A 20,963-nucleotide genomic window follows, 5' to 3' on the forward strand; every position below is an offset into this window, starting at 1 on the left:
TATGGCATCACTGAAAGAGATAAAAATCCGTCTTGCGTCGATCAGAAACACGCAGAAGATCACCTCCGCCATGAGGATGGTGTCTTCTGCCAAACTGCATCATACGCAGACGATTGTCGAACATATGCTCGAATACGAGAGTAAGCTGAGCGCCATATTAAGGGGCACGCTGTCGGCTGAAAGTGATATGAGTTCGCCCTACGCAGCTGTTCGCGAGGTCAAACAGGTGGCTATTGTCGCTTTTTCCTCCAACAGCGGGTTGTGTGGCGCTTTCAATGCGAACATATGGAAAGAGTTAACAGTCCGTCTCCACCAGTATGAGGCGGACGGTATAACCGTGCGCATTTATCCGATCGGCAAAAAGGTGGCGGACGAATTGCATAAAGCTGGTTATCAGACCAATGACAGCTTCCTTACGATCGGCGACAAACCGGCCTACGAGGATGCTTCGCAACTGGCAACTGCCCTGATGGAGTTGTATATCTCTGCCCAGGTCGACCGGGTGGAACTACTCTACCATCATTTCAAGAATATGGCGGAGCAGATACTGACCGAAAAGGTTTTCCTTCCGGTTTCCTTACCGGAAGCAGACCCGGAAAGTGCTTCGAGCAACTATATTCTGGAGCCGTCTGCCGAACAGTTGCTGGCCCTACTGCTCCCCAAAGTGCTCCATCTGAACATCTACACGACCTTGCTCGACACTGTCACTTCCGAGCATGCCGCCCGCATGCTTGCCATGCAGACAGCCAACGACAACGCCAACGACCTGATCCAGGAACTGACGTTGCAATACAACAAAAACCGCCAGCAGGCCATCACCAATGAATTGCTGGATATTATGGGAGGAAGCGGTCAATAATCTTTTACATCGATAAATAAACGAAGCCCCGGCGAATCACTTCGGCGGGGCTCCTGGCTTTAAAATTATTATTGAACAATTTCTAACAACCAAATCTAATACTTAATAGAAGAATAATATCATTAATTGGGCAGTTAGTACACGTAAAAACATTGTCAACGGATAAACTGTAGCATAACCTACTGCCGGAGCATCATTTCCCGCCGTTGCATTCGCATAAGCCAAAGCGGGAGGATCCGTCGTACTGCCAGCCAGCAATCCCATCAACGTATAGTAATTCAGTTTAAAAAAATACCTGCCAATCAATCCGATGACTAATAAAGGTAGCATTGTTATAATAAAACCGTAACCAATCCAGGCAAATCCGCCTTTATTCACGATAGTATCCACAAAACCATCCCCGGCACTCAGCCCGACACAGGCAAGGAACATAGTTATACCAATCTCCCGGAGCATCAGATTGGCACTCTGGGTAGTATAAGTAACCAGTTTATAACGGTATCCGAAACGGCTGATCAGGATAGCGACAACCAACGGACCACCTGCCAAACCCAGCTTGATAGGTTGAGGAATCCCTGGGAAACTAATTGGAATACTTCCCAGAATAATACCTAAAGCGATACCGATAAATATTGGAATCAAGTTCGGTTCATTCAGACGTTTCATCGAATTACCCAATATCATACTCACCTTATCGACAGCCAGTTCACTACCGACTACGGTTACACGGTCACCAACCTGCAATTGCAAACCTTGTGTTGCTACCAGTTCCACTCCGGCACGATTCACACGTGTTACATTGATACCATGCAAACGGCGTAACTGCAAATCCCCCAGTTTAGTACCCGTCAGTTCCGGCTTTGTCACCAAAATGCGGCGGCTGACAAAAGCACTTTCGGCGGGAATCCATTGTTTACGGTCCATCTCTATCTCTTGACCGATAAAGGTTTTTATAGTTTCTGCATCATGTTCAGTCGTGATCACAAATATTTTATCATCTTCTTCCAAAATCGTACTGCCGGTAACAATGTCTACTTTATTGGTCTTGTTACGCCAAATACGGGATATGACAAATTCCCTATGCTCCAACAGGGCGGCAAGTTCCATTATCTTCCTGCCAAAAAGAGCCGGATTCTTCACTATCAACGATATAGGTGTGGCCTCACTATTATGCACATTATTCTCTTCTTCCAGCTTTTTCGTCTCCTGGTCAAAACTTATATGAAAAATATACCGGACAAACAACATGGAAAGGATGATACCGACGACCCCCAGCGGATAAGCAACGGCATATCCCAATGCAATCGTATCATCAGAAGTCCCCGTCATATCACTAAATGCCTGTTGAGCAGCCCCCAGTCCCGGCGTATTTGTTACTGCACCCGATAAAATACCGACCATCGTCGGAATAGGAATTCCTGTCACAAAATGTATCACCAAGGCCATCATAACTCCGAGAAAGACAATTCCGCAAGCCAGGCCATTCAAAGTCATCCCCCCTTTCTTAAAAGAAGAGAAAAAACCGGGTCCGACCTGCATGCCGACTGAATAAACAAACAGGATCAATCCAAACTCTTTAAAGAAATGAATAACAGATGGATTGATTGTAAACCCAAAATGTCCCAGTAGAATACCGACAAACAATACCAGGGTTATCCCCAGAGAAATTCCAAATACTTTGATTTTACCAAGTTGGATCCCTATGGCAATAACCAGAGACAGTAAAAGGATGGAATGTCCGATACCTTCTCCCCATAATAATTCATGAATCCATTCCATAGTCAATCGCTTTTGAGGCACAGCAAAACTCCACGCCACAACGCGAACAAAGCTTCTCCATGATTTTCATACACTTTAGAATTAATATTCTTTTCGAACCATTTCCCTAACCCACGAGGAAAAACAGCCTTTAACGAACGGCAGGTCTTCTGACTGACTCCCATCCTGAAGCCTTCCCGACACATGTCAGTGGCATAAGTTGTTTTCAGGATGTTATTAGAGCTTCACAGCAGCGGGACTGTCCGGGATTTACACCCGATTCCCTTTTAATCCGTATCATCCGAACAGACAACACGAAACCAATTCGGAGGCAAAGCTACAAAAATAAAAGACAAAATCAATATGATAAATACAAGTTTTTTAAACTTTTACGTTCCTGTTTATTTATAAAACTATGACATAAGCAGAAATCCCTGCCAGCCTCACGGTCGACAGGGATTTACCATTCATAATTCTAACAACAAAATCAAATCGTTACAATGGCATATTGCCATGTTTTTTCGGCGGATTGCTCTGGCTTTTGTTCTTTGCCATCTCCAACGCCTGTATCAGCTTGAAACGAGTCTGCCGCGGCATGATAATCTCGTCGATAAATCCTTGCTCGGCAGCCCGGTAAGGATTAGAGAAGTTTTCCGCATATTCTTTCATTGCCTGCTCTTTCTCTTCCCCGGTTGCTTTTCTATATAAGATATTAACAGCCCCTTCTGCTCCCATAACGGCAATCTCCGCCATAGGGTAAGCCAGGTTAACATCGGCACCGGTCGGTTTGCTCGACATAACGATATAAGCACCGCCATAGGCTTTCCGGGTAATCAACGTGATTTTAGGCACGGTCGCTTCCGCATAAGCATAGACGATCTTCGCACCGTGGCGGATAATACCGTCGTGCTCCTGGGTACATCCCGGAAGAAAACCGGGTACATCTTCAAAAGTAACCAGTGGAATATTGAAACAATCGCAAAAACGGATGAAACGAGCCGCCTTATCCGAAGCATCGATATCCAGCACACCTGCCAGGAATGCCGGCTGGTTGGCAACGATACCGACCGTACGTCCGCCTAAACGGGCAAAACCGACTACGATGTTTTTTGCAAAATGCGGCATTACCTCAAAGAAATAGTGATTATCCACCACCGGTTCAATAATATCTTTTATATCATAAGGAATATTCGGATCATCCGGAATCACCTCCTGCAACGATTCTTCTTCGCGGCGGATATCATCCGTACAAGGAACAAGTGGGGCATCTTCCATATTATTGCCCGGAAGAAAACCGAGTAATTCGCGGATACTCATTAATGTTTCTTCTTCCGTATCACACATAAAATGAGTAACACCGCTCTTAGTACTATGTGTATAAGCACCACCCAATTCTTCTTTTCCTACTTCTTCATGGGTAACCGCCTTGACCACGTCCGGACCGGTGATAAACATATGGCTTTTTTCTTTCACCATAAAAATAAAATCGGTCAACGCAGGCGAATAGCAGGCTCCTCCGGCACAAGGTCCGAGGATCGCAGAAATCTGCGGAACCACTCCCGAGGCCATCGTATTCTGATAGAAAATGGAAGCATATCCGGCCAGACTGCTGACCCCTTCCTGAATACGGGCACCACCCGAATCATTCAGGGCAATTACCGGCGCTCCGTTTTTCAATGCCAGTTGTTGCACCTTGACGATCTTCGCGGCATTCGTTCCGCTCAATGTTCCTCCGTAAGCGGTAAAGTCATAAGCATAGACAAACACTTGGCGTCCGTCTATCTTGCCATACCCCGAAACGATCCCGTCACCCGCTATTTTGTTCTTTTCCATACCGAAATTGGTACAACGGTGAACGACAAACTTATCCAGTTCGACAAATGTACCCTTATCCAGTAACATGTCAATACGTTCACGGGCAGTCATACGTCCGGCTTCATGCTGTTTCTCTATGCGTGCCATACCGCCTCCCAATGAAGCTGCCTTATCCAGTTCTTCAAACGTTTTATATAAATGTTCTTTTCCCATTTTAATCCTCTTTGTCTGTTATTATATCCAAAGTCAGAAGGACCTGGTTGCTCGTCACCGAATCCCCTTCTTTTACCTGTACATCGCGTACCGTGCAGGCCGAACTTACCTTATAATTACTCTGCATCTTCATTGCTTCGATCACTACGACAATATCGCCAGGTTCGAGACGGTCGCCTTTCTGAACAGCAACCTTCACCACCTTGCCGGGCATCGGAGAAATAATCTTATTGTCCTGCCGCTCTTCGCTATTCCTGCGCATACGCAAATATTTCACCTGCGTATCAACAATATCCACACCATAAGAGAGGAAATGGGTATTCACCGTATAGTTTTTACCACTTTCTCCGCGGATCAGTTCTGCATTATACGAAACACCGTTGTGCAAAATAGAACAGGCGCCATTTTCGGCCATTACGACATCGACTTCATAAAGGATACCGTCAATAGTCAACCGGACTTTGTTCCCATCTTTACTGACCAACGAAACATCCGCAACTCTTTTTCCAATATGTATTTCCATAAATAATAATTATTCAATAGTGCTAATGTGCCGATTATTAAATACGCAGGACTCCTTTTTGTAATCCGAATTCACGCCAGCGGCTGATCGGACGATTGTCGGAAGCCTGACCGGATCTGTTTTCCTCCAGATTGACCAGATAATCTATATAGGCAGCGATCATAGCTATATTTTCAGTCTCTGTTCCACCCTCTTCTACGGGATGTTGCAATTGTCCGGCATTTTTTTCAATAAAAGAAGTATCATACTTTCCCTGCACAAAGTCGGATGTATCCATAATCCGACGTAAGTAACCGATATTCGTTTTCAACCCGGTAATCTTATACTCATGCAATACCCGCCGCATGCGTTCGATCGCATATTGGCGCGTTGTCGCCCAAACGATCAGTTTTCCGATCATCGGGTCGTAATAAACCGGTATTTCATATCCTTCATACACATAACTGTCTACACGGACACCGATGCCGTTCGGCTCTGTCAATTGTTTAATGACACCGGGAGAAGGCATAAAACCGGCTTCTGTATCTTCTGCACAGATACGGCATTCAATGGCATGTCCGCGCTGGACGATCTCCTCCTGGCGGATATGGAGTGGTTCGTTGTTAGCCACCCGAATCTGTTCTTTTACCAGATCGACGCCTAAAACTTCCTCGGTAATCGGATGCTCCACCTGGAGACGCGTATTCATTTCCAGAAAATAAAAATTCCGATGTTTGTCCACCAAAAACTCAATGGTACCAGCACCGGAATAGTTGACAGCTTTTGCCGCAGCAACAGCCTTTTCACCCATATTTTTTCTTAACTCGGGAGTGATGAACGGAGACGGACTTTCCTCCACGATTTTCTGATTACGGCGTTGAACGGAACATTCACGTTCGCAAAGATGGATTACATTCCCGTGATTGTCACCCAATACCTGAAATTCGATATGATGAGGTTCCTCTACGAATTTCTCCAGATAAACTGTGTCGTCACCAAAAGACGATAACGATTCCGAACGGGCAGAATGATAAGCCTCCACCACATCTTCTTCTTTATAGATCAGTCGCATCCCTTTTCCTCCGCCTCCCATAGAGGCTTTCAGCATAACGGGGAAACCGATTTCCTTACATATCCGAACGGCTTCGGCAGCATCCAGCAACGGTTGTTGCGTTCCCGGAACAACCGGCACACCAGCCTCGATCATCCGCTTACGGGCTGATATCTTATCGCCCATCGCCTCCATCGTCTCAGCAGCCGGGCCAATAAAAATAATATTTTCCTCTTTACATCTGCGGGCAAAAGCTGCATTTTCCGAAAGGAAACCATAACCGGGATGAATGGCATCGGCTTTATGAATTTTTGCCGCTTGGATAATCTTTTCAATATCCAGATAACTATCTTTTGATGCAGCAGGCCCTATCAGGCAGGCCTCATCAGCATAAAGTACATGTCGTGCTGCCCGGTCGGCTTCCGAAAAAACAGCCACAGACTGTATTCCCATCTCCCGGCAGGAATGCATCACACGTACGGCGATCTCGCCACGGTTTGCAATTAATATCTTCCGTATCATATCAATGCTTTAAATGTTTATAACGGGGATTCACCTCACAGGCATAGAAATATTTCTTGATCTCATTCAAACAGGAGTTGCACAAACATCCCGGATAATGGACCTTCACATAAGCAAGCTGGAGTTCATCCAATTTCACAGGCACACAATGACAGGCGGATATATCATCTACCCGACAAACAAAAGAGTCCCCACAACGCGGACAATCTTTCTCCATAAATCTGATAAATTTAGAATAAACAATCATTTCGAACCCGTATCCTAACCCACGAGGATATGAGCCTTTAACGAACGGCAGGTCTTCTGACTGACTCCCATCCTGAAGCCTTCCCGACACATGTCAGTGGCATAAGTTGTTTTCAGAATGTTATTAGAGCTTCACAGCAGCGGGACTGTCCGGGATTTACACCCGATTCCCTTTTAATCTGTATTTCCAGAATCAAAAATACAGAACCATTTCGGTGCAAAACTACAAAAATAAAAGACAAAACAATGATATAAAATAAGTTTTTTATACTTTTGCGCCCCGGTTTAGGTTTATCGCCCGTTTTTCAGCCAGCAAAAAGAAACATTCCGGAATAGAATCCGGTTCATATATAAAAAGTACGACATGAGTAGAAATGAATCTTTGCTACCCGTAGCCAAATTCATCGCAGAGTACTCCGCCCATATGATGGGATGCGGGGTACACACATCCCGGGTAGTCCGGAGTTCCAAACGAATAGGAGAAGCATATGGCGCTGATGTTAAAATCAGCATTTTTCAGAAAAATATTATTCTGACGATCTCCGACAATGATACGAAAGAAACATACAGCGAGGTGATCGATATCCCCGCCCTTCCGATAAGTTTCGAGAAGAACGCCAAACTGAGCGCTCTGAGTTGGGAAACGTATGACAAACATTTGTCGCTGGAAGAATTAAAAGATAAATATGAGGAGATTATCGCCAGCCCGCACATCGATCCGCTTTTCGTTCTGATACTGGTAGGTTTTGCCAATGCCTCTTTCTGCCGCCTGTTCGGGGGAGATATTACTTCGATGGGGATTGTCTTTTCTGCGACTATCACCGGTTTTTTCCTGAAACAACAGATGCAGATACGGAAATTCAATCATTACATAATCTTCGTGGTATCGGCCTTTATTGCATCGCTTTGTGCCTCTACAGCGTTGATATTCGACACGACCTCGGACATTGCACTGGCAACGAGCGTCCTGTTCCTGATACCGGGCGTACCGCTGATCAATGGGGTCATCGATATTGTCGAAGGGTATATACTGACCGGTTTTGCCCGGCTGGTCAATGCACTGATGCTGATTATCTGTATCGCGATCGGGCTTTCTTTCACATTAATGATGGTAAAAAATAATTTGATATGATAGTATTGGATATTCTTTTAGACGGACTTTTTGCAGCCATTGCAGGTATTGGTTTCGGTGCGATTTCCGACCCACCTATGCGGGCGTTTCCTTACATTGCCTTGCTGGCTGCCGTAGGCCATGCCTGCCGATTCTGCCTGATGACTTTCTTTGGTGTGGATATCGCCACCGCCTCCCTGTTCGGGGCATTGGTGATCGGATTCGGTAGTTTGTGGCTGGGAGGCAGGATTTACTGCCCGATGACAGTGCTTTATATCCCGGCTTTATTGCCGATGATCCCAGGCAAATTTGCCTACAACATGGTTTTCTCGCTGATCATGTTCCTCCAGACGATGGACGAACCGGTACAGAAAGCGAAATATATTGAAATGTTCATGTCGAACGGTTTCGTTACCTTCACCGCGATCTTCATGCTGACGGTCGGTGCGACACTGCCGATCTTCCTCCTGCCGGGTAAGGCTTTTTCATTAACACGACGCAAATAAAATCATCAGCATACGAATAACTCTATGGAAATTTTCTGGAAAACGATAGGACTCTACAATACAGCAACCTGGGAATGGCAACTGGGAATTATCCTGATCGGGATAATATTGACCGTCCTGCTGACCCGCAACCCTCAGCCGTGGGTAAAGAACGGAATGAAAATCTATCTGATTGCCGTCTATCTGTGGATATCGGTCATCTATTACTACATCTACTGTGCCGAGCGCAGCTACAACGAAGTGATGGCCTTATTCTGGGCGATCATGGCGATACTATGGGGGTGGGATGCCTTGTCAGGATACACCACTTTCGAACGTACCCGCAAATATGACTGGTTGGCGTACTTCCTGTTTGCCATGCCGTTTATCTATCCGCTGATATCGATGGCACGGGGACTGACTTTCCCGGAAATAACTTCGCCGGTCATGCCTTGTTCGGTCGTTGTTTTCACCATCGGACTCCTGTTGTTCTTCTCTAAGAATATCAACATGTTCATAGTCCTGTTTCTGACACACTGGTCGCTAATCGGCTTGTCGAAAACATATTACTTCAATATCCCGGAAGATTTCCTGCTGGCCAGTGCTTCCGTCCCGGCGTTATATCTTTTCTTCAAAGAATATTTCGCCAACAACCTGCACACCGGCTCGAAGCCGAATGCGAAATATGTAAACTTATTACTAATCCTGGTCTGCGTTGCCATTGGGATATTACTGACGACAACCATGTTTATCGAATTACTGAAAGACAAATAGCAATCCGAATAAGCAATTATAGATATTTCGTACTATCGACAGACAGGGCGATTGACCGGAATCGCCCCTGTTTTCTCTGTTTTTCTGCATAAACAATTGATACCTTTCACATTATACCCAATTATCACCAAGCAGCCTTTTTGGAAAAACTTTTTATCATCAAAATCTTCAAAGTTTTCCGTTTTCACAAATAACATATATGACTATCAGTCATTTGACATAATTTAACCCGTTAAAAGTTTTCCAAAAAGAAAACTATATAACAATTGAGTATACCTTTGCAGGAGAATAAAAAGTAATACACCAATACAATTATCATGATTCAGACAGTTATCAAAAGGGATGGACGTATCGTCGGATTTAATGAGGAAAAAATAGTAACGGCGATCCGTAAAGCGATGCTGCATACGGAAAATGGAGAAGATTTGCAGTTGATCCGCCAGATCACGGATCATATTTCATTCAAAGGAGAACCGCAAATGACAGTCGAAGCGATTCAGGACGCTGTCGAACTGGAACTAATGAACAGTAGCCGCAAGGATGTGGCTCAGAAATACATTGCCTACCGCAATCAGCGCAGTGTTGCCCGTAAAGCAAAAACCCGCGATATGTTCCTGGAAATCATCAATATCAAGTCGAACGACATTACCCGCGAAAATGCAAATATGAACGCAGACACCCCCGCAGGTATGATGATGAAATTTTCCAGTGAGACAACCAAACCGTTCGTTGACGATTACCTGTTGAGCGAAGAGGTAAAAGAGGCGGTTGCCAACAATTACCTGCATATTCATGATAAAGATTATTACCCGACCAAGAGCCTGACTTGCGTACAGCATCCGCTGGACCGCATCCTTAAATACGGATTCTCGGCCGGACACGGCGAATCGCGCCCCGCCAAACGTATCGAAACGGCAAGTATCCTGGGATGTATCTCTTTAGAAACTGCACAAAATGAGATGCATGGCGGACAGGCGATCCCGGCTTTCGATTTTTACCTGGCACCTTATGTGCGTAACAGCTATATCGAAGAAGTCAAAAATCTGGAAGATCTGAATGGCGTAGACTATTCACACCTTTATAATAAAGAAATAGACGATTATGTAACCCGTCCGCTGGATGGCCTGACCGGAGACAAACGGCTCGTACAGCATGCTATCAATAAAACCGTCAGCCGCGTTCATCAGTCCATGGAAGCTTTCATCCACAACATGAACACGATCCATTCACGTGGTGGTAACCAGGTGGTATTCAGCTCCATCAACTACGGAACGGATACGTCTGCCGAAGGCCGCTGCATTATCCGTGAATTGCTGAAAAGTACATACCGGGGTGTCGGCAACGGTGAAACCGCCATTTTCCCGATCCAGATATGGAAAAAGAAACGGGGCGTAAGTTATCTGCCGGAAGACCGGAACTATGACCTGTATGAACTGGCCTGTAAAGTGACTGCCCGCCGTTTCTTCCCGAACTTCCTGAACCTGGATGCCACATTCAACCAGCATGAAGACTGGAGAGCCGACGATCCCGAACGTTACAAATACGAAGTGGCAACCATGGGATGCCGTACCCGCGTATTCGAAAACCGTTTCGGACCGAAAACATCTATCGGACGCGGCAACCTGTCGTTCTCGACGATCAACATCGTACGCCTGGCAATCGAATGCATGGACATTGAAAATAAGGAAGAGCGGATTGCCCGTTTCTTCGCAAAGCTGGATGAAATGCTGGAAACCACGGCCCTTCAACTTCATGAACGTATGGAATTCCAAAAAACGGCTTATGCCAAACAGTTCCCGCTACTGATGTCCTCTTTATGGCTGGGCAGCGAGAAATTGAAACCGACCGATACAATTGCCCCGGTCATCAACCAGGGCACACTGGGAATCGGATTCATCGGACTGGCAGAATGCCTGGTTGCCCTGACCGGCAAACATCACGGCGAAGACGCAGCCTCACAGGAACTGGGATTACGGATCGTGACTTATATGCGTGACCGTGTAAACCAGTTCTCGGAACGTTATCAGCATAATTACAGTGTACTGGCAACTCCGGCAGAAGGACTTTCCGGTAAGTTTACCGCTAGAGACCGCAAAAAATTCGGACCGTTACCCGGTATTACCGACCGCGATTATTACACGAATTCCAACCATGTCCCGGTATATTACAAATGTAGCGCCCGCCATAAAGCAGAAGTAGAAGCCCCTTACCACGCACTGACAGGCGGCGGCCATATCTTCTATGTGGAAATAGACGGCGACGCCACCCACAACCCGGAAGTGATCATGAAGGTGGTCGACATGATGGATAAATACAATATCGGCTACGGCTCGGTAAACCATAACCGCAACCGCTGTCTGGATTGTGGCTACGAAAACGCAGCAAACCATCTGGACGAATGCCCCAAATGCGGCAGCAAACATCTGGACAAGCTACAACGCATCACCGGTTATCTGGTAGGTACAACCGACCGCTGGAACAATGCCAAGTTAGCGGAGTTGAATGACAGAATTATTCATAATTAGAAAAATACGATGTTATCGATTATTGATATTATAGAAGATACGACTGTAGACGGTCCGGGATTCCGGACCGCTATCTACGCTGCCGGCTGCCCCAACCAGTGTCCGGGTTGCCATAACCCTGAATCGTGGGATATCAATAAGGGCCGACCTGTTCCTACTGAAGAGATACTGGAAAAGGTTCTCGCAGACGATTTTGCAGATGTAACTTTCAGCGGGGGCGACCCGATGTTTCAGCCGGAAGAATTCACCAAGCTGGCACGAGCCATCAAAGAAAAAAGCCGGAAAAACATCTGGTGTTACACCGGATATACATTTGAGAAACTACTGGAAAACCCGAAACAGGCCGCACTGCTTCAATATGTAGACGTTCTGGTAGACGGCAAATTCAAACAAGCCCTCCACGACGAAAGCCTCCTGTTCCGAGGCAGCAGTAACCAGCGATTAATCGATGTCAAAAAATCACTGAAAGAAAATAAAGTCGTTTTCTATAATTATAACCCGTTTATATAAAAAGCAAAACGACAAAAGAATAAGACATATACAAACATTATGGCAGATAATAACCCTAAATGAAAACAGACTTATTTTCCATTTAGTCATTCCAGAAAGACTCATTACACATTTATTAACACATAGGCTATCCAATAGCTACTTTTTATCTCGTTTTAAATAAAGTCCGAATTTGTTTAAAACAAAATTTAGTTCGTTTAAAACGAGATAAAATTTTGTTGTAGTAGAAATTGCGCCTTTTTTAGACTAAAAATTTGTTAATTAAGACATCCGCAATACAACTATCAGTACTATTAAAAGAGAAAATTACATGTTTTTAGGCAGTTTTTGTTTCCAGAACAACCAAAAACCAGCATCTGCGGCGAATAGCAATATGCCAACATAACAACAGAAAACAGAACAGATCAGCCATAGTTCATAAACAATATGATGCATTCTGCTAATGTTTTCATACTAATCAAGACACAACGAGCAAAAGAAACCTCACGAGAGGCTCATAAAAACAAACCAACATTCCCACCAGCCCGTACAAACCATCCACCCCACACATAAATATCATTTTGATAATCAATAGACAAAAGCTCAAAAGGCAAAAAACTTTCCTAGTCTTTTGCAAATTGCCGTTTGAATGCCAACGGAGAAATATCCCGGTGCTTTTTGAAGAACTTTCCGAACGAAGACTGGTCGGAAAAGTTCAGCATATCTGCAACCTGTTGGATTGTAAGGTCCGGATTTCGCAACAGAATCTCGGATTCACGTATCAGCGCCTCGCTAATCCATTGGTTGACTGTTTTTCCACTAAAACTTTTCATAATGCGTGAAAGATATTCGGGAGTAATACATAATTCACCGGCATAGAAAGAGACGGAATGTTCTGTCCGGCAATGTTTGTTCAACAACTGGATGAACAGGAACAACAACAAATCGCGGCTGGGAGGATTCGGACTGACATTTCCGCGGTTGGCCTGGTAAACGATATTATTCATTTCCAACAGAAAACCGCGAAGTTCATTCATAATAATATCCCGTTGCCAGGCATGTTCCGTACGTTCGATATTCCGTTCGATACGGTGCAGGCACTTTTCCAGCAAGACGCCTTCTTCCTCATTCAGTTTCTGTATCGGGCGGCTATGCCGGGAAGCGATATAGGCAGCGGGCATACGGCGACTGTTCAGCATAATCTCCGAAAACAAATTTCGCTCGATAATCAGGTGGTATCCCCTGAAATCAGGAGAAATACGGAAATCCTTTACCGAATGCATATCCATAATATCCAACAGCAGGTTATCCGACAAATGATAGGTAAAATCATCTATCGTAATATCAATCTCTCCCTGCCGGACCAGAAAAATAGAAAATGCATCCAACCGGATGGAAGCCCCTTCCTTGAATCCCGGATTCTTATGGTCGCTGCCACTAAATTCGACAATAATCAATTTATCCTGATAGGACTTGGAATTCATACCAAAAGAAAGCAAGTCCTCAATAGTTAACTGCAAAACGGATTGTTCCATGAATAATTTTCTATGAACGGCAAAGATAAAAAATATATCTGAAAGCAATCCCGACCATTTTGCTGACGTCAGCAAAATGGTTTCGTGTGATATTCCCTGTTCAATTTTGGAACAACAATATTCAATTTTCAACCACACTTCATTTGAGAAAAAGTCGGACATTTGCACCGGTTATTAGTTAAGGCAGTAAATATCAAAGAGTAACAAACTATTCTCACTTGAATATCACCCTATTGATGTTTTTTATTTTGGAACAATCCGGCTGCCGGGATTATAAATAAAATAAGTACGTAGAAATGAAGAAAAATTTAATTACCAGATGCCTGGGTGGCATCGGGGTAGGGTTCTTATGCCTTGTTGCCAGCTCATGTAAAGAACAGCCGGCCATGATGGTGAACAATGAGTACAAAGTACTAAAAGTGTCTACAACCAACAAAACCCTGCGCAGTCTCTATTCTGCCACTATCCGCGGACGTCAGGACATCGACATCTATCCGCAGGTTTCAGGTTTTATCACTCAATTATGTGTGGAAGAAGGGCAGGCTGTACGCAAAGGACAATTATTGTTTGTAATCGACCAGGTGCCTTATCAGGCGGCTTTACAGACAGCCCAAGCCAATGTGGAAGCAGCAGAAGCAGCGTTAAGCACTGCAAAACTGACGTTAGACAGCAAAAAAGAATTACATGCACAAAATGTAGTCTCCGCTTTCGACCTACAGACTGCCGAAAACTCCTGGCTAAGTGCCAAGGCCCAACTGGCACAGATGAAAGCCCTGGAACTGAATGCCCGCAATAACCTGTCCTATACAGAGGTGAAAAGTCCGTCGAATGGAGTTGTCGGAACACTCCCCTACCGCGTCGGAGCACTGGTCAGCGCCAGTCTGCCTAAGCCGTTGACTACGGTTTCGGACAATTCGGACATGTATGTCTACTTCTCCCTGACGGAAAACCAACTGCTGGGACTTACCCGCCAGTACGGCTCCAAACAGAAAGCGCTGGAAATGATGCCGGAAGTGGAATTACAACTGAACGATAAATCCGTTTACCCCGTAAAAGGAAAAGTGGAGACCATCAGCGGTGTAATTGACCGCAGTACGGGAACCGTAAGCCTGCGTGCCGTATTCCCGAATGAAGACGGCATACTTTACAGCGGCAACTCCGGTAACATCATCCTGTCTACCGAGAAATCCGGCAGTATCGTAATTCCGCAGACGGCGACTTTCGAGATACAGGACAAAGTATATGTCTATAAGGTGGTAGACGGCAAAGCAACCTCTGCCCAGGTGAATGTCACCCGTGTAAACGGCGGACAGGAATATATCGTGAACGATGGCTTGAAGCCGGGTGACATGATTGTTGCCGAAGGCGTAGGTTTGTTGCGTGAAGGAACCCCGATTCAGGTTAAACAATAATTGAAAGAAGGAATATGAAATTAAGAACCTTTATAGAACGCCCGGTACTATCAGCCGTTATCTCTATCGTGATAGTATTCATGGGTATCATCGGATTGACGAGCCTGCCCGTCGAACAATATCCCGATATCGCACCGCCTACCGTCATGGTAAGTACCACTTATTTCGGAGCCAGTGCCGAAACACTTCAAAAGAGTGTGATCGCCCCGCTGGAAGAGGCCATAAACGGCGTTGAAGACATGACTTACATGACATCTACGGCAACCAATGCCGGAACGGTATCCATCATGGTATACTTCAAACAAGGTACCGATCCGGATATGGCAACCGTAAACGTACAGAACCGTGTGTCCAAAGCCACCGGTCAGTTACCCGCAGAAGTGACTCAAGTGGGGGTCACTACAACTAAGCGTCAAACCAGCATGTTGCAGATCTTCTCGATTTATAGCCCGGACGACTCATACGACGAAGGCTTTCTAGCCAACTACCTGAGCATTAACCTGAAACCGGAAATCCTCCGAATCTCAGGTGTCGGCGAACTGATGGTAATGGGTGGAGATTACAGTATGCGTGTCTGGATGAAACCGGACGTGATGGCTCAATATAACCTGATCCCTTCGGATGTGACCGCCGTTCTGGCCGAACAGAATATAGAATCGGCTACCGGTGCATTCGGTGAGAACTCTACGGAGACCTACCAATACACGATGAAGTACAAAGGCCGTCTGATACAGCCGGAAGAATTCGGGGATATCGTGATCCGTTCGACCGAAGACGGTGAAGTACTGAAACTGAAAGATATAGCAGAAATAGAGCTGGGACGTGAAAACTACTCTTACATAGGTGAGCTGAGCGGGCATGTCGGCGTTTCCTGTATGGTATTCCAGACAGCCGGTTCCAACGCGACCGAGGTAAACCAGCAAATCGACGCTTTCCTCGACGAAGCACGCAAAGACCTGCCGAAAGGTGTCGAGATCGTACAGATGATGAGCTCGAACGACTTCCTGTTCGCTTCCATCCACGAGGTGATAAAGACATTGATCGAAGCAATCTTACTGGTTATCCTGGTGGTATACATTTTCCTGCAGGATATCCGTTCGACCCTGATCCCGCTGGTAGGTATCATCGTGTCGCTGATCGGTACATTCGCATTCATGTCGATTGCCGGATTCAGTATCAACCTGATTACTTTGTTTGCACTCGTTCTCGTGATCGGTACGGTGGTCGACGATGCCATCGTCGTCGTCGAGGCGGTACAGGCCCGGTTCGACGTCGGGTATAAATCTTCGTACATGGCCAGTATGGATGCCATGAGCGGGATCAGTGCCGCCATTATCTCTTCTTCACTGGTGTTTATGGCCGTGTTCATTCCGGTATCGTTCATGAGCGGAACGTCAGGTACATTCTATACACAGTTCGGTCTGACGATGGCGGTTGCCGTAGGTATCTCGGCGATCAATGCATTGACATTGAGCCCGGCATTATGCGCACTGATACTGAAACCGTATATCAATGAGGACGGTTCGCAAAAGAATAACTTTGCCTCCCGTTTCCGTAAAGCGTTCAATACTGCTTTCGACGTCCTAATCGCCAAATACAAGAAGGGTGTACTCTTCTTTATCAAACGCAGATGGCTGATGTGGTCGATGCTGGCCTGCTCGGTTGTCCTGTTGTTCTTCCTGATGAAAACGACGAAGACCAGTCTGGTGCCGGACGAAGACCAGGGTGTATTGTTCGTCAACGTTACAACAGCTGCCGGCAACTCACTGGCTACGACCAACGACGTGATGACCAACATCGAGAACCGTATCAAAGACCTGCCGCAGATCAAGGAATATAACAAAGTATCCGGTTACGGACTGATATCCGGACAAGGAAACTCATTCGGTATGTTCATCATCAAACTGAAACCGTGGGATGAACGTACAGATAAGGAAGACCATGTACAATCGGTTATCAACCAAGTATACGGACGGACTGCCGACATCAAGGATGCAACAGTCTTCGCCATGTCGCCGGGTATGATCCCCGGTTACGGTATGGGTAATGCGCTGGAAATGTATATGCAGGATAAAAAAGGAGGCGATCTGACTGATTTCTTCAATACGACACAACAATATCTGGGAGCCTTGCGCGAACGCCCGGAAATTGCAGCCGCTTATTCAACCTTCTCCATCAACTACCCGCAGTGGGAAGTGACGGTAGATGCAGCTAAATGTAAGCGTGCCGGTATCACTCCGGATGCCGTTCTGAGCACCCTGTCAGGTTATTACGGAGGACAATATGTATCTAACTTCAACCGCTTCTCGAAAGTGTATAAGGTGATGATACAGGCTTCCCCGGATTATCGTCTGGATGAGTCTTCACTGGATAATACTTTCGTACGTATGGCAAACGGCGAAATGGCGCCGTTAAGCCAGTTCGTGAACCTGACAAAGGTATACGGCGCCGAATCGCTGAGCCGTTTCAATATGTACAACTCGATCGGGGTTAATGCGATGCCGGCGCCGGGATATAGTTCCGGTGATGCCATCAATGCCGTAAAAGAAGTAGCGGCAACCAGCCTGCCGAAAGGCTACGGTTACGACTTTGCCGGTATCACCCGCGAAGAGAACCAGGAAAGCAATACGACAGCCGTGATCTTCGCCATCTGTATCCTGATGATCTACCTGATCCTGAGTGCGCTTTACGAGAGCTTCCTGATCCCGTTTGCCGTGATCCTTTCAGTACCATTCGGCCTGATGGGGAGCTTCCTGTTTGCAAGAATGATGGGGTTGGAGAATAATATTTACCTGCAAACCGGTTTGATTATGCTAATCGGACTTCTGGCAAAGACAGCGATCCTGCTGACCGAATATGCAACCGAACGCCGTGCAGCCGGTATGAGTCTGACTTCGGCCGCGCTGTCTGCCGCCAAAGTTCGCCTGCGTCCGATTCTGATGACGGCGTTGACGATGATTTTCGGTCTGCTCCCGCTAGTTGTAGCGACCGGTGTAGGTGCAAACGGTAACAGTTCGTTGGGAACAGGTGCTGTCGGCGGTATGCTGATCGGAACGCTCGCCCTGCTGTTCGTCGTTCCTTCGCTGTTCATTGTATTCCAGTATTTGCAGGAGAAAGTGCGCCCGATACAGTTCGAACCGACACACGACTGGCAGATTCAGGAAGAAGTAGAAGAAGTAACTGCCGAGCGGAAAGAATATCTCGATAGTAAAAAGAAAGAAAAATAAGCAGATGAAAAATAATATCATTCTATTATCTGTCGCCACCCTCTCGCTACTGAGCGGGTGCGGCATCTACAAATCCTACCAACCGGAAACCTCCGTCCCTGACAACCTGTTCAGGGAGGAGGCGCCGGTTACGGATACGACAAGCATCGGTAATCTCGACTGGCGGGAACTTTTCACAGACCCTCAGTTGCAGGCACTAATTGAGAAAGGGTTGGAAAACAACACCGACCTGCGCACCGCCCACCTGCGGGTACAGGAGGCCGAAGCCGCCCTGATGACGTCGCGCCTGGCTTACCTGCCGGCTCTTAACCTGACTCCGCAGGGTACCATCAGCAGTTTCGACGGTTCGAAAGCCGCCAAAAGTTATCAGCTGGCGGCCTCAGCAAGTTGGGAAATAGATATATTCGGGAGACTGACAAACGCCAAAAGAAGTGCGCAGGCAGCTCTCGAACAAACCCAATCATACAAACAGGCCGTCCGGACACAGCTAATAGCCACTATAGCCAACTCCTACTACACTTTATTATTGCTCGACAAACAACTTGTCATCAGTGAACGGACGGCCTCTCTTTGGAAAGAGAATGTACAAGCCATGCAGGCATTGAAAAAGGCAGGCCTGGCAAACGAAGCCGCCGTCTCGCAGTCAGAAGCGAACAGCCTCAGCGTAGAAGCCTCCCTCCTGACCTTGCGCCAACAGATTAATGAGATGGAAAACAGCCTTTCCAACCTACTCGGAGAAGTACCGCAGCGGGTGGAACGGGGCAACCTGGACCGCCAGGAGTTTCCCGAAACATTGTCGACCGGCGTTCCGCTCGCCCTCCTGGGTAACCGTCCGGACGTACGGCAGGCTGAATACTCGCTGGCACAGGCGTTTTATACAACGAACGGGGCACGGAGCGCTTTCTATCCGAACATCAACCTGAGCGGTGTAGTCGGATGGACCAACAGCGGAGGAGGCATCATCGCGAATCCCGGCGGTCTGTTGTTGCAGGCTATCGGTTCGCTGACGCAGCCGTTATTCAACAAAGGTGCCAACATCGCCCAACTGAAGATTGCGAAAGCGCAGCAGGAAGAAGCCTCACTGGCTTTCCAGCAAAGCATCCTGAATGCGGGTAGCGAAGTGAACAACGCCCTGACCCAGTGGCAGACGGCACGCGGACGCATCACACTGGCTGACCGGCAAATCGTTTCCCTGCAAAAGGCCGTAAAAAGCACGCAGTTGCTGATGGACCACGGAAATATCACCTACCTGGAAGTGCTGACTGCCCAACAATCATTGTTGCAGGCCGAACTTTCCCAGGCGGCTGACCGCTTCGACGAAATACAAGGTGTCATCAACCTCTACCATGCTTTGGGAGGAGGACAGGAAAAATAAAAATTCTAGCCTACCTAGAACCTCCTTTCGAGGCAGGCTAGAAAGGGGCTTCCAGGCAAGATAGAAAGTAGTTTCCAGGTTAACAAGAAAGGTGCCGCATCTTTTAGCAGATGCGGCACCTTTTTTTATCTCTTTCCGGCAGTGCGGTCAGAGCCGGGCGGTTATATAATCGATAATATCGAGGCAGAGATTGGTTGTCAGGTCATTTGTATCCAGATCGGGATTCAGCTCGACCAGGTCCATCGACTTTATCAGGTTCGTAGATAGCATATGTTCCACAAAATCTTTAAACTCGTCGGGGATCAGACCTTCGCTGACCCGCGTTCCCGTTCCCGGAGCAAAGCGGGGGTCGATACTGTCCACATCGATACTGAAATGGACGTTGCGTATTTTCCTTTCCTTCAGTTTCCGTTTAATATCTTCCGCTACAAAGCCGATGCCTTTCAGACGGATCGTTTCCATCGTGTAGACACTTAAATGTTCCCGGTCTATCAATGCCAACTCTCCTTCATCCAGACTACGGGTACCTACCAGAAAAACATTCTGCGGATTCACCTTATTCCCTTGTCCGTATATATTGACCAGTTCCTCGCTACCCATGCCCATCAAAGCACTCAACGGCATACCGTGGATATTTCCGCTGGGAGAAGTTTCATTCGTATTGAGATCGCCGTGTGCATCCAGCCAGATGATACCGAAATCATCAAAACTTTTTCCAACCCCGGAGGCACTCCCCAGCCCAAGTGAATGATCGCCACCGATAACCAGCGGGAAAGCTCCTCCGCGTAGCGTATCATAGACCAGTTCCGCCAGGTTATTGTTCACCTCCACTATCGCATCGAGGTATTTCATACTCTTGCTCCGGGCAAACTTATCCGCTTCCGACACAAGCGGGACATAGAGGTTGCCCAAATCAAAGGCACGATGCCCATTCTTCCGGATAACCTGCATCAGTCCCCGTTCACGCAGATGGTTCGGAGCCCGTTCAACGCCTTCCCGGTCACAACCCAGGTTCAGAGGGACTCCTATTACGTTTATTTTCATATGATAATTTATTACGATTA

At 46.6% G+C, this 20,963-nt stretch carries 16 protein-coding genes and 2 riboswitches; of the genes, 9 read left to right on the forward strand and 7 right to left on the reverse strand.

Annotated features, from left to right (window positions below; all coding sequences use genetic code 11):
• The first annotated feature begins 1 nt into the window (after window position 1).
• Window positions 2-859 carry a F0F1 ATP synthase subunit gamma gene (locus K6V26_RS19890; protein ID WP_007655661.1) on the forward strand — a complete coding sequence of 286 codons (858 nt, stop codon included), beginning with the start codon at window positions 2-4 and terminating at the stop codon, window positions 857-859.
• A gap of 102 nt (window positions 860-961) precedes the next feature.
• Here the strand turns inward: K6V26_RS19890 and K6V26_RS19895 are convergent, their stop codons facing one another.
• The 5 genes from K6V26_RS19895 to K6V26_RS19915 all read right to left on the reverse strand — a co-directional run bounded on the left by K6V26_RS19895 (window position 962) and on the right by K6V26_RS19915 (window position 6,937).
• Window positions 962-2,638: a putative transporter gene (locus tag K6V26_RS19895; protein WP_224263647.1), complete on the reverse strand. Its 1,677-nt coding sequence runs from the start codon at window positions 2,636-2,638 to the stop codon at window positions 962-964.
• Window positions 2,639-2,760: 122 nt separating this feature from the next.
• Window positions 2,761-2,957: riboswitch (cobalamin riboswitch) on the reverse strand.
• A 155-nt stretch (window positions 2,958-3,112) separates the two neighbouring features.
• On the reverse strand, window positions 3,113-4,645 hold the full coding sequence (locus tag K6V26_RS19900) for an acyl-CoA carboxylase subunit beta (protein WP_224263648.1): 1,533 nt from the start codon (window positions 4,643-4,645) through the stop codon (window positions 3,113-3,115).
• 1 nt (window position 4,646) lies between these two features.
• Window positions 4,647-5,168 carry a biotin/lipoyl-containing protein gene (locus K6V26_RS19905; RefSeq protein WP_046145584.1) on the reverse strand — a complete coding sequence of 174 codons (522 nt, stop codon included), beginning with the start codon at window positions 5,166-5,168 and terminating at the stop codon, window positions 4,647-4,649.
• 37 nt (window positions 5,169-5,205) lie between these two features.
• Window positions 5,206-6,720, reverse strand: coding sequence for an acetyl-CoA carboxylase biotin carboxylase subunit (gene accC, locus K6V26_RS19910; protein ID WP_224263649.1), 1,515 nt, complete (start codon window positions 6,718-6,720; stop codon window positions 5,206-5,208).
• A gap of 1 nt (window position 6,721) precedes the next feature.
• A complete protein-coding gene (locus tag K6V26_RS19915; protein WP_046146438.1) occupies window positions 6,722-6,937 on the reverse strand; it encodes a cysteine-rich CWC family protein in 216 nt (71 codons plus the stop codon).
• 59 nt (window positions 6,938-6,996) lie between these two features.
• Window positions 6,997-7,194, reverse strand: a riboswitch (cobalamin riboswitch).
• A gap of 136 nt (window positions 7,195-7,330) precedes the next feature.
• Between K6V26_RS19915 and K6V26_RS19920 the strand changes: the two genes are divergently transcribed.
• The 5 genes from K6V26_RS19920 to nrdG all read left to right on the forward strand — a co-directional run bounded on the left by K6V26_RS19920 (window position 7,331) and on the right by nrdG (window position 12,371).
• A complete protein-coding gene (locus K6V26_RS19920) occupies window positions 7,331-8,098 on the forward strand; it encodes a threonine/serine exporter family protein (protein WP_007655662.1) in 768 nt (255 codons plus the stop codon).
• Window positions 8,095-8,583, forward strand: coding sequence for a threonine/serine exporter family protein (locus K6V26_RS19925; protein ID WP_007655663.1), 489 nt, complete (start codon window positions 8,095-8,097; stop codon window positions 8,581-8,583). The genes K6V26_RS19920 and K6V26_RS19925 overlap by 4 nt, the downstream gene beginning before the upstream one ends.
• Before the next feature lie 24 nt (window positions 8,584-8,607).
• Window positions 8,608-9,336: a DUF6064 family protein gene (locus tag K6V26_RS19930; protein ID WP_224263650.1), complete on the forward strand. Its 729-nt coding sequence runs from the start codon at window positions 8,608-8,610 to the stop codon at window positions 9,334-9,336.
• A gap of 317 nt (window positions 9,337-9,653) precedes the next feature.
• Window positions 9,654-11,861 (forward strand): anaerobic ribonucleoside triphosphate reductase, encoded by a 2,208-nt coding sequence (locus K6V26_RS19935; protein WP_007655665.1) that lies wholly within the window; start codon window positions 9,654-9,656, stop codon window positions 11,859-11,861.
• 9 nt (window positions 11,862-11,870) lie between these two features.
• Entirely contained in the window at window positions 11,871-12,371 is a 501-nt protein-coding gene (gene nrdG / locus K6V26_RS19940) for an anaerobic ribonucleoside-triphosphate reductase activating protein (RefSeq protein WP_048315666.1), read from the forward strand.
• Window positions 12,372-12,973: 602 nt separating this feature from the next.
• Here the strand turns inward: nrdG and K6V26_RS19945 are convergent.
• A complete protein-coding gene (locus K6V26_RS19945) occupies window positions 12,974-13,885 on the reverse strand; it encodes a helix-turn-helix domain-containing protein (protein WP_224263651.1) in 912 nt (303 codons plus the stop codon).
• A gap of 296 nt (window positions 13,886-14,181) precedes the next feature.
• On the opposite strand from K6V26_RS19945, the gene K6V26_RS19950 reads away from it, so the two are divergent.
• From K6V26_RS19950 to K6V26_RS19960, 3 genes are read left to right on the forward strand one after another with little or no spacing between them, the layout of a single operon-like run.
• Complete coding sequence (locus K6V26_RS19950) at window positions 14,182-15,297, forward strand: efflux RND transporter periplasmic adaptor subunit (RefSeq protein ID WP_224263652.1); 1,116 nt, start codon at window positions 14,182-14,184, stop codon at window positions 15,295-15,297.
• Window positions 15,298-15,311: 14 nt separating this feature from the next.
• Complete coding sequence (locus tag K6V26_RS19955) at window positions 15,312-18,524, forward strand: efflux RND transporter permease subunit (protein ID WP_129697308.1); 3,213 nt, start codon at window positions 15,312-15,314, stop codon at window positions 18,522-18,524.
• A gap of 4 nt (window positions 18,525-18,528) precedes the next feature.
• Entirely contained in the window at window positions 18,529-19,899 is a 1,371-nt protein-coding gene (locus K6V26_RS19960; RefSeq protein ID WP_224263653.1) for a TolC family protein, read from the forward strand.
• 147 nt (window positions 19,900-20,046) lie between these two features.
• Here the strand turns inward: K6V26_RS19960 and rocF are convergent, their stop codons facing one another.
• A complete protein-coding gene (gene rocF, locus K6V26_RS19965) occupies window positions 20,047-20,943 on the reverse strand; it encodes an arginase (protein ID WP_007655677.1) in 897 nt (298 codons plus the stop codon).
• Window positions 20,944-20,963: the final 20 nt, after the last annotated feature.

Origin of the sequence: Parabacteroides goldsteinii (genome assembly GCF_020091425.1) — a bacterium.
GTDB lineage: Bacteria > Bacteroidota > Bacteroidia > Bacteroidales > Tannerellaceae > Parabacteroides > Parabacteroides goldsteinii.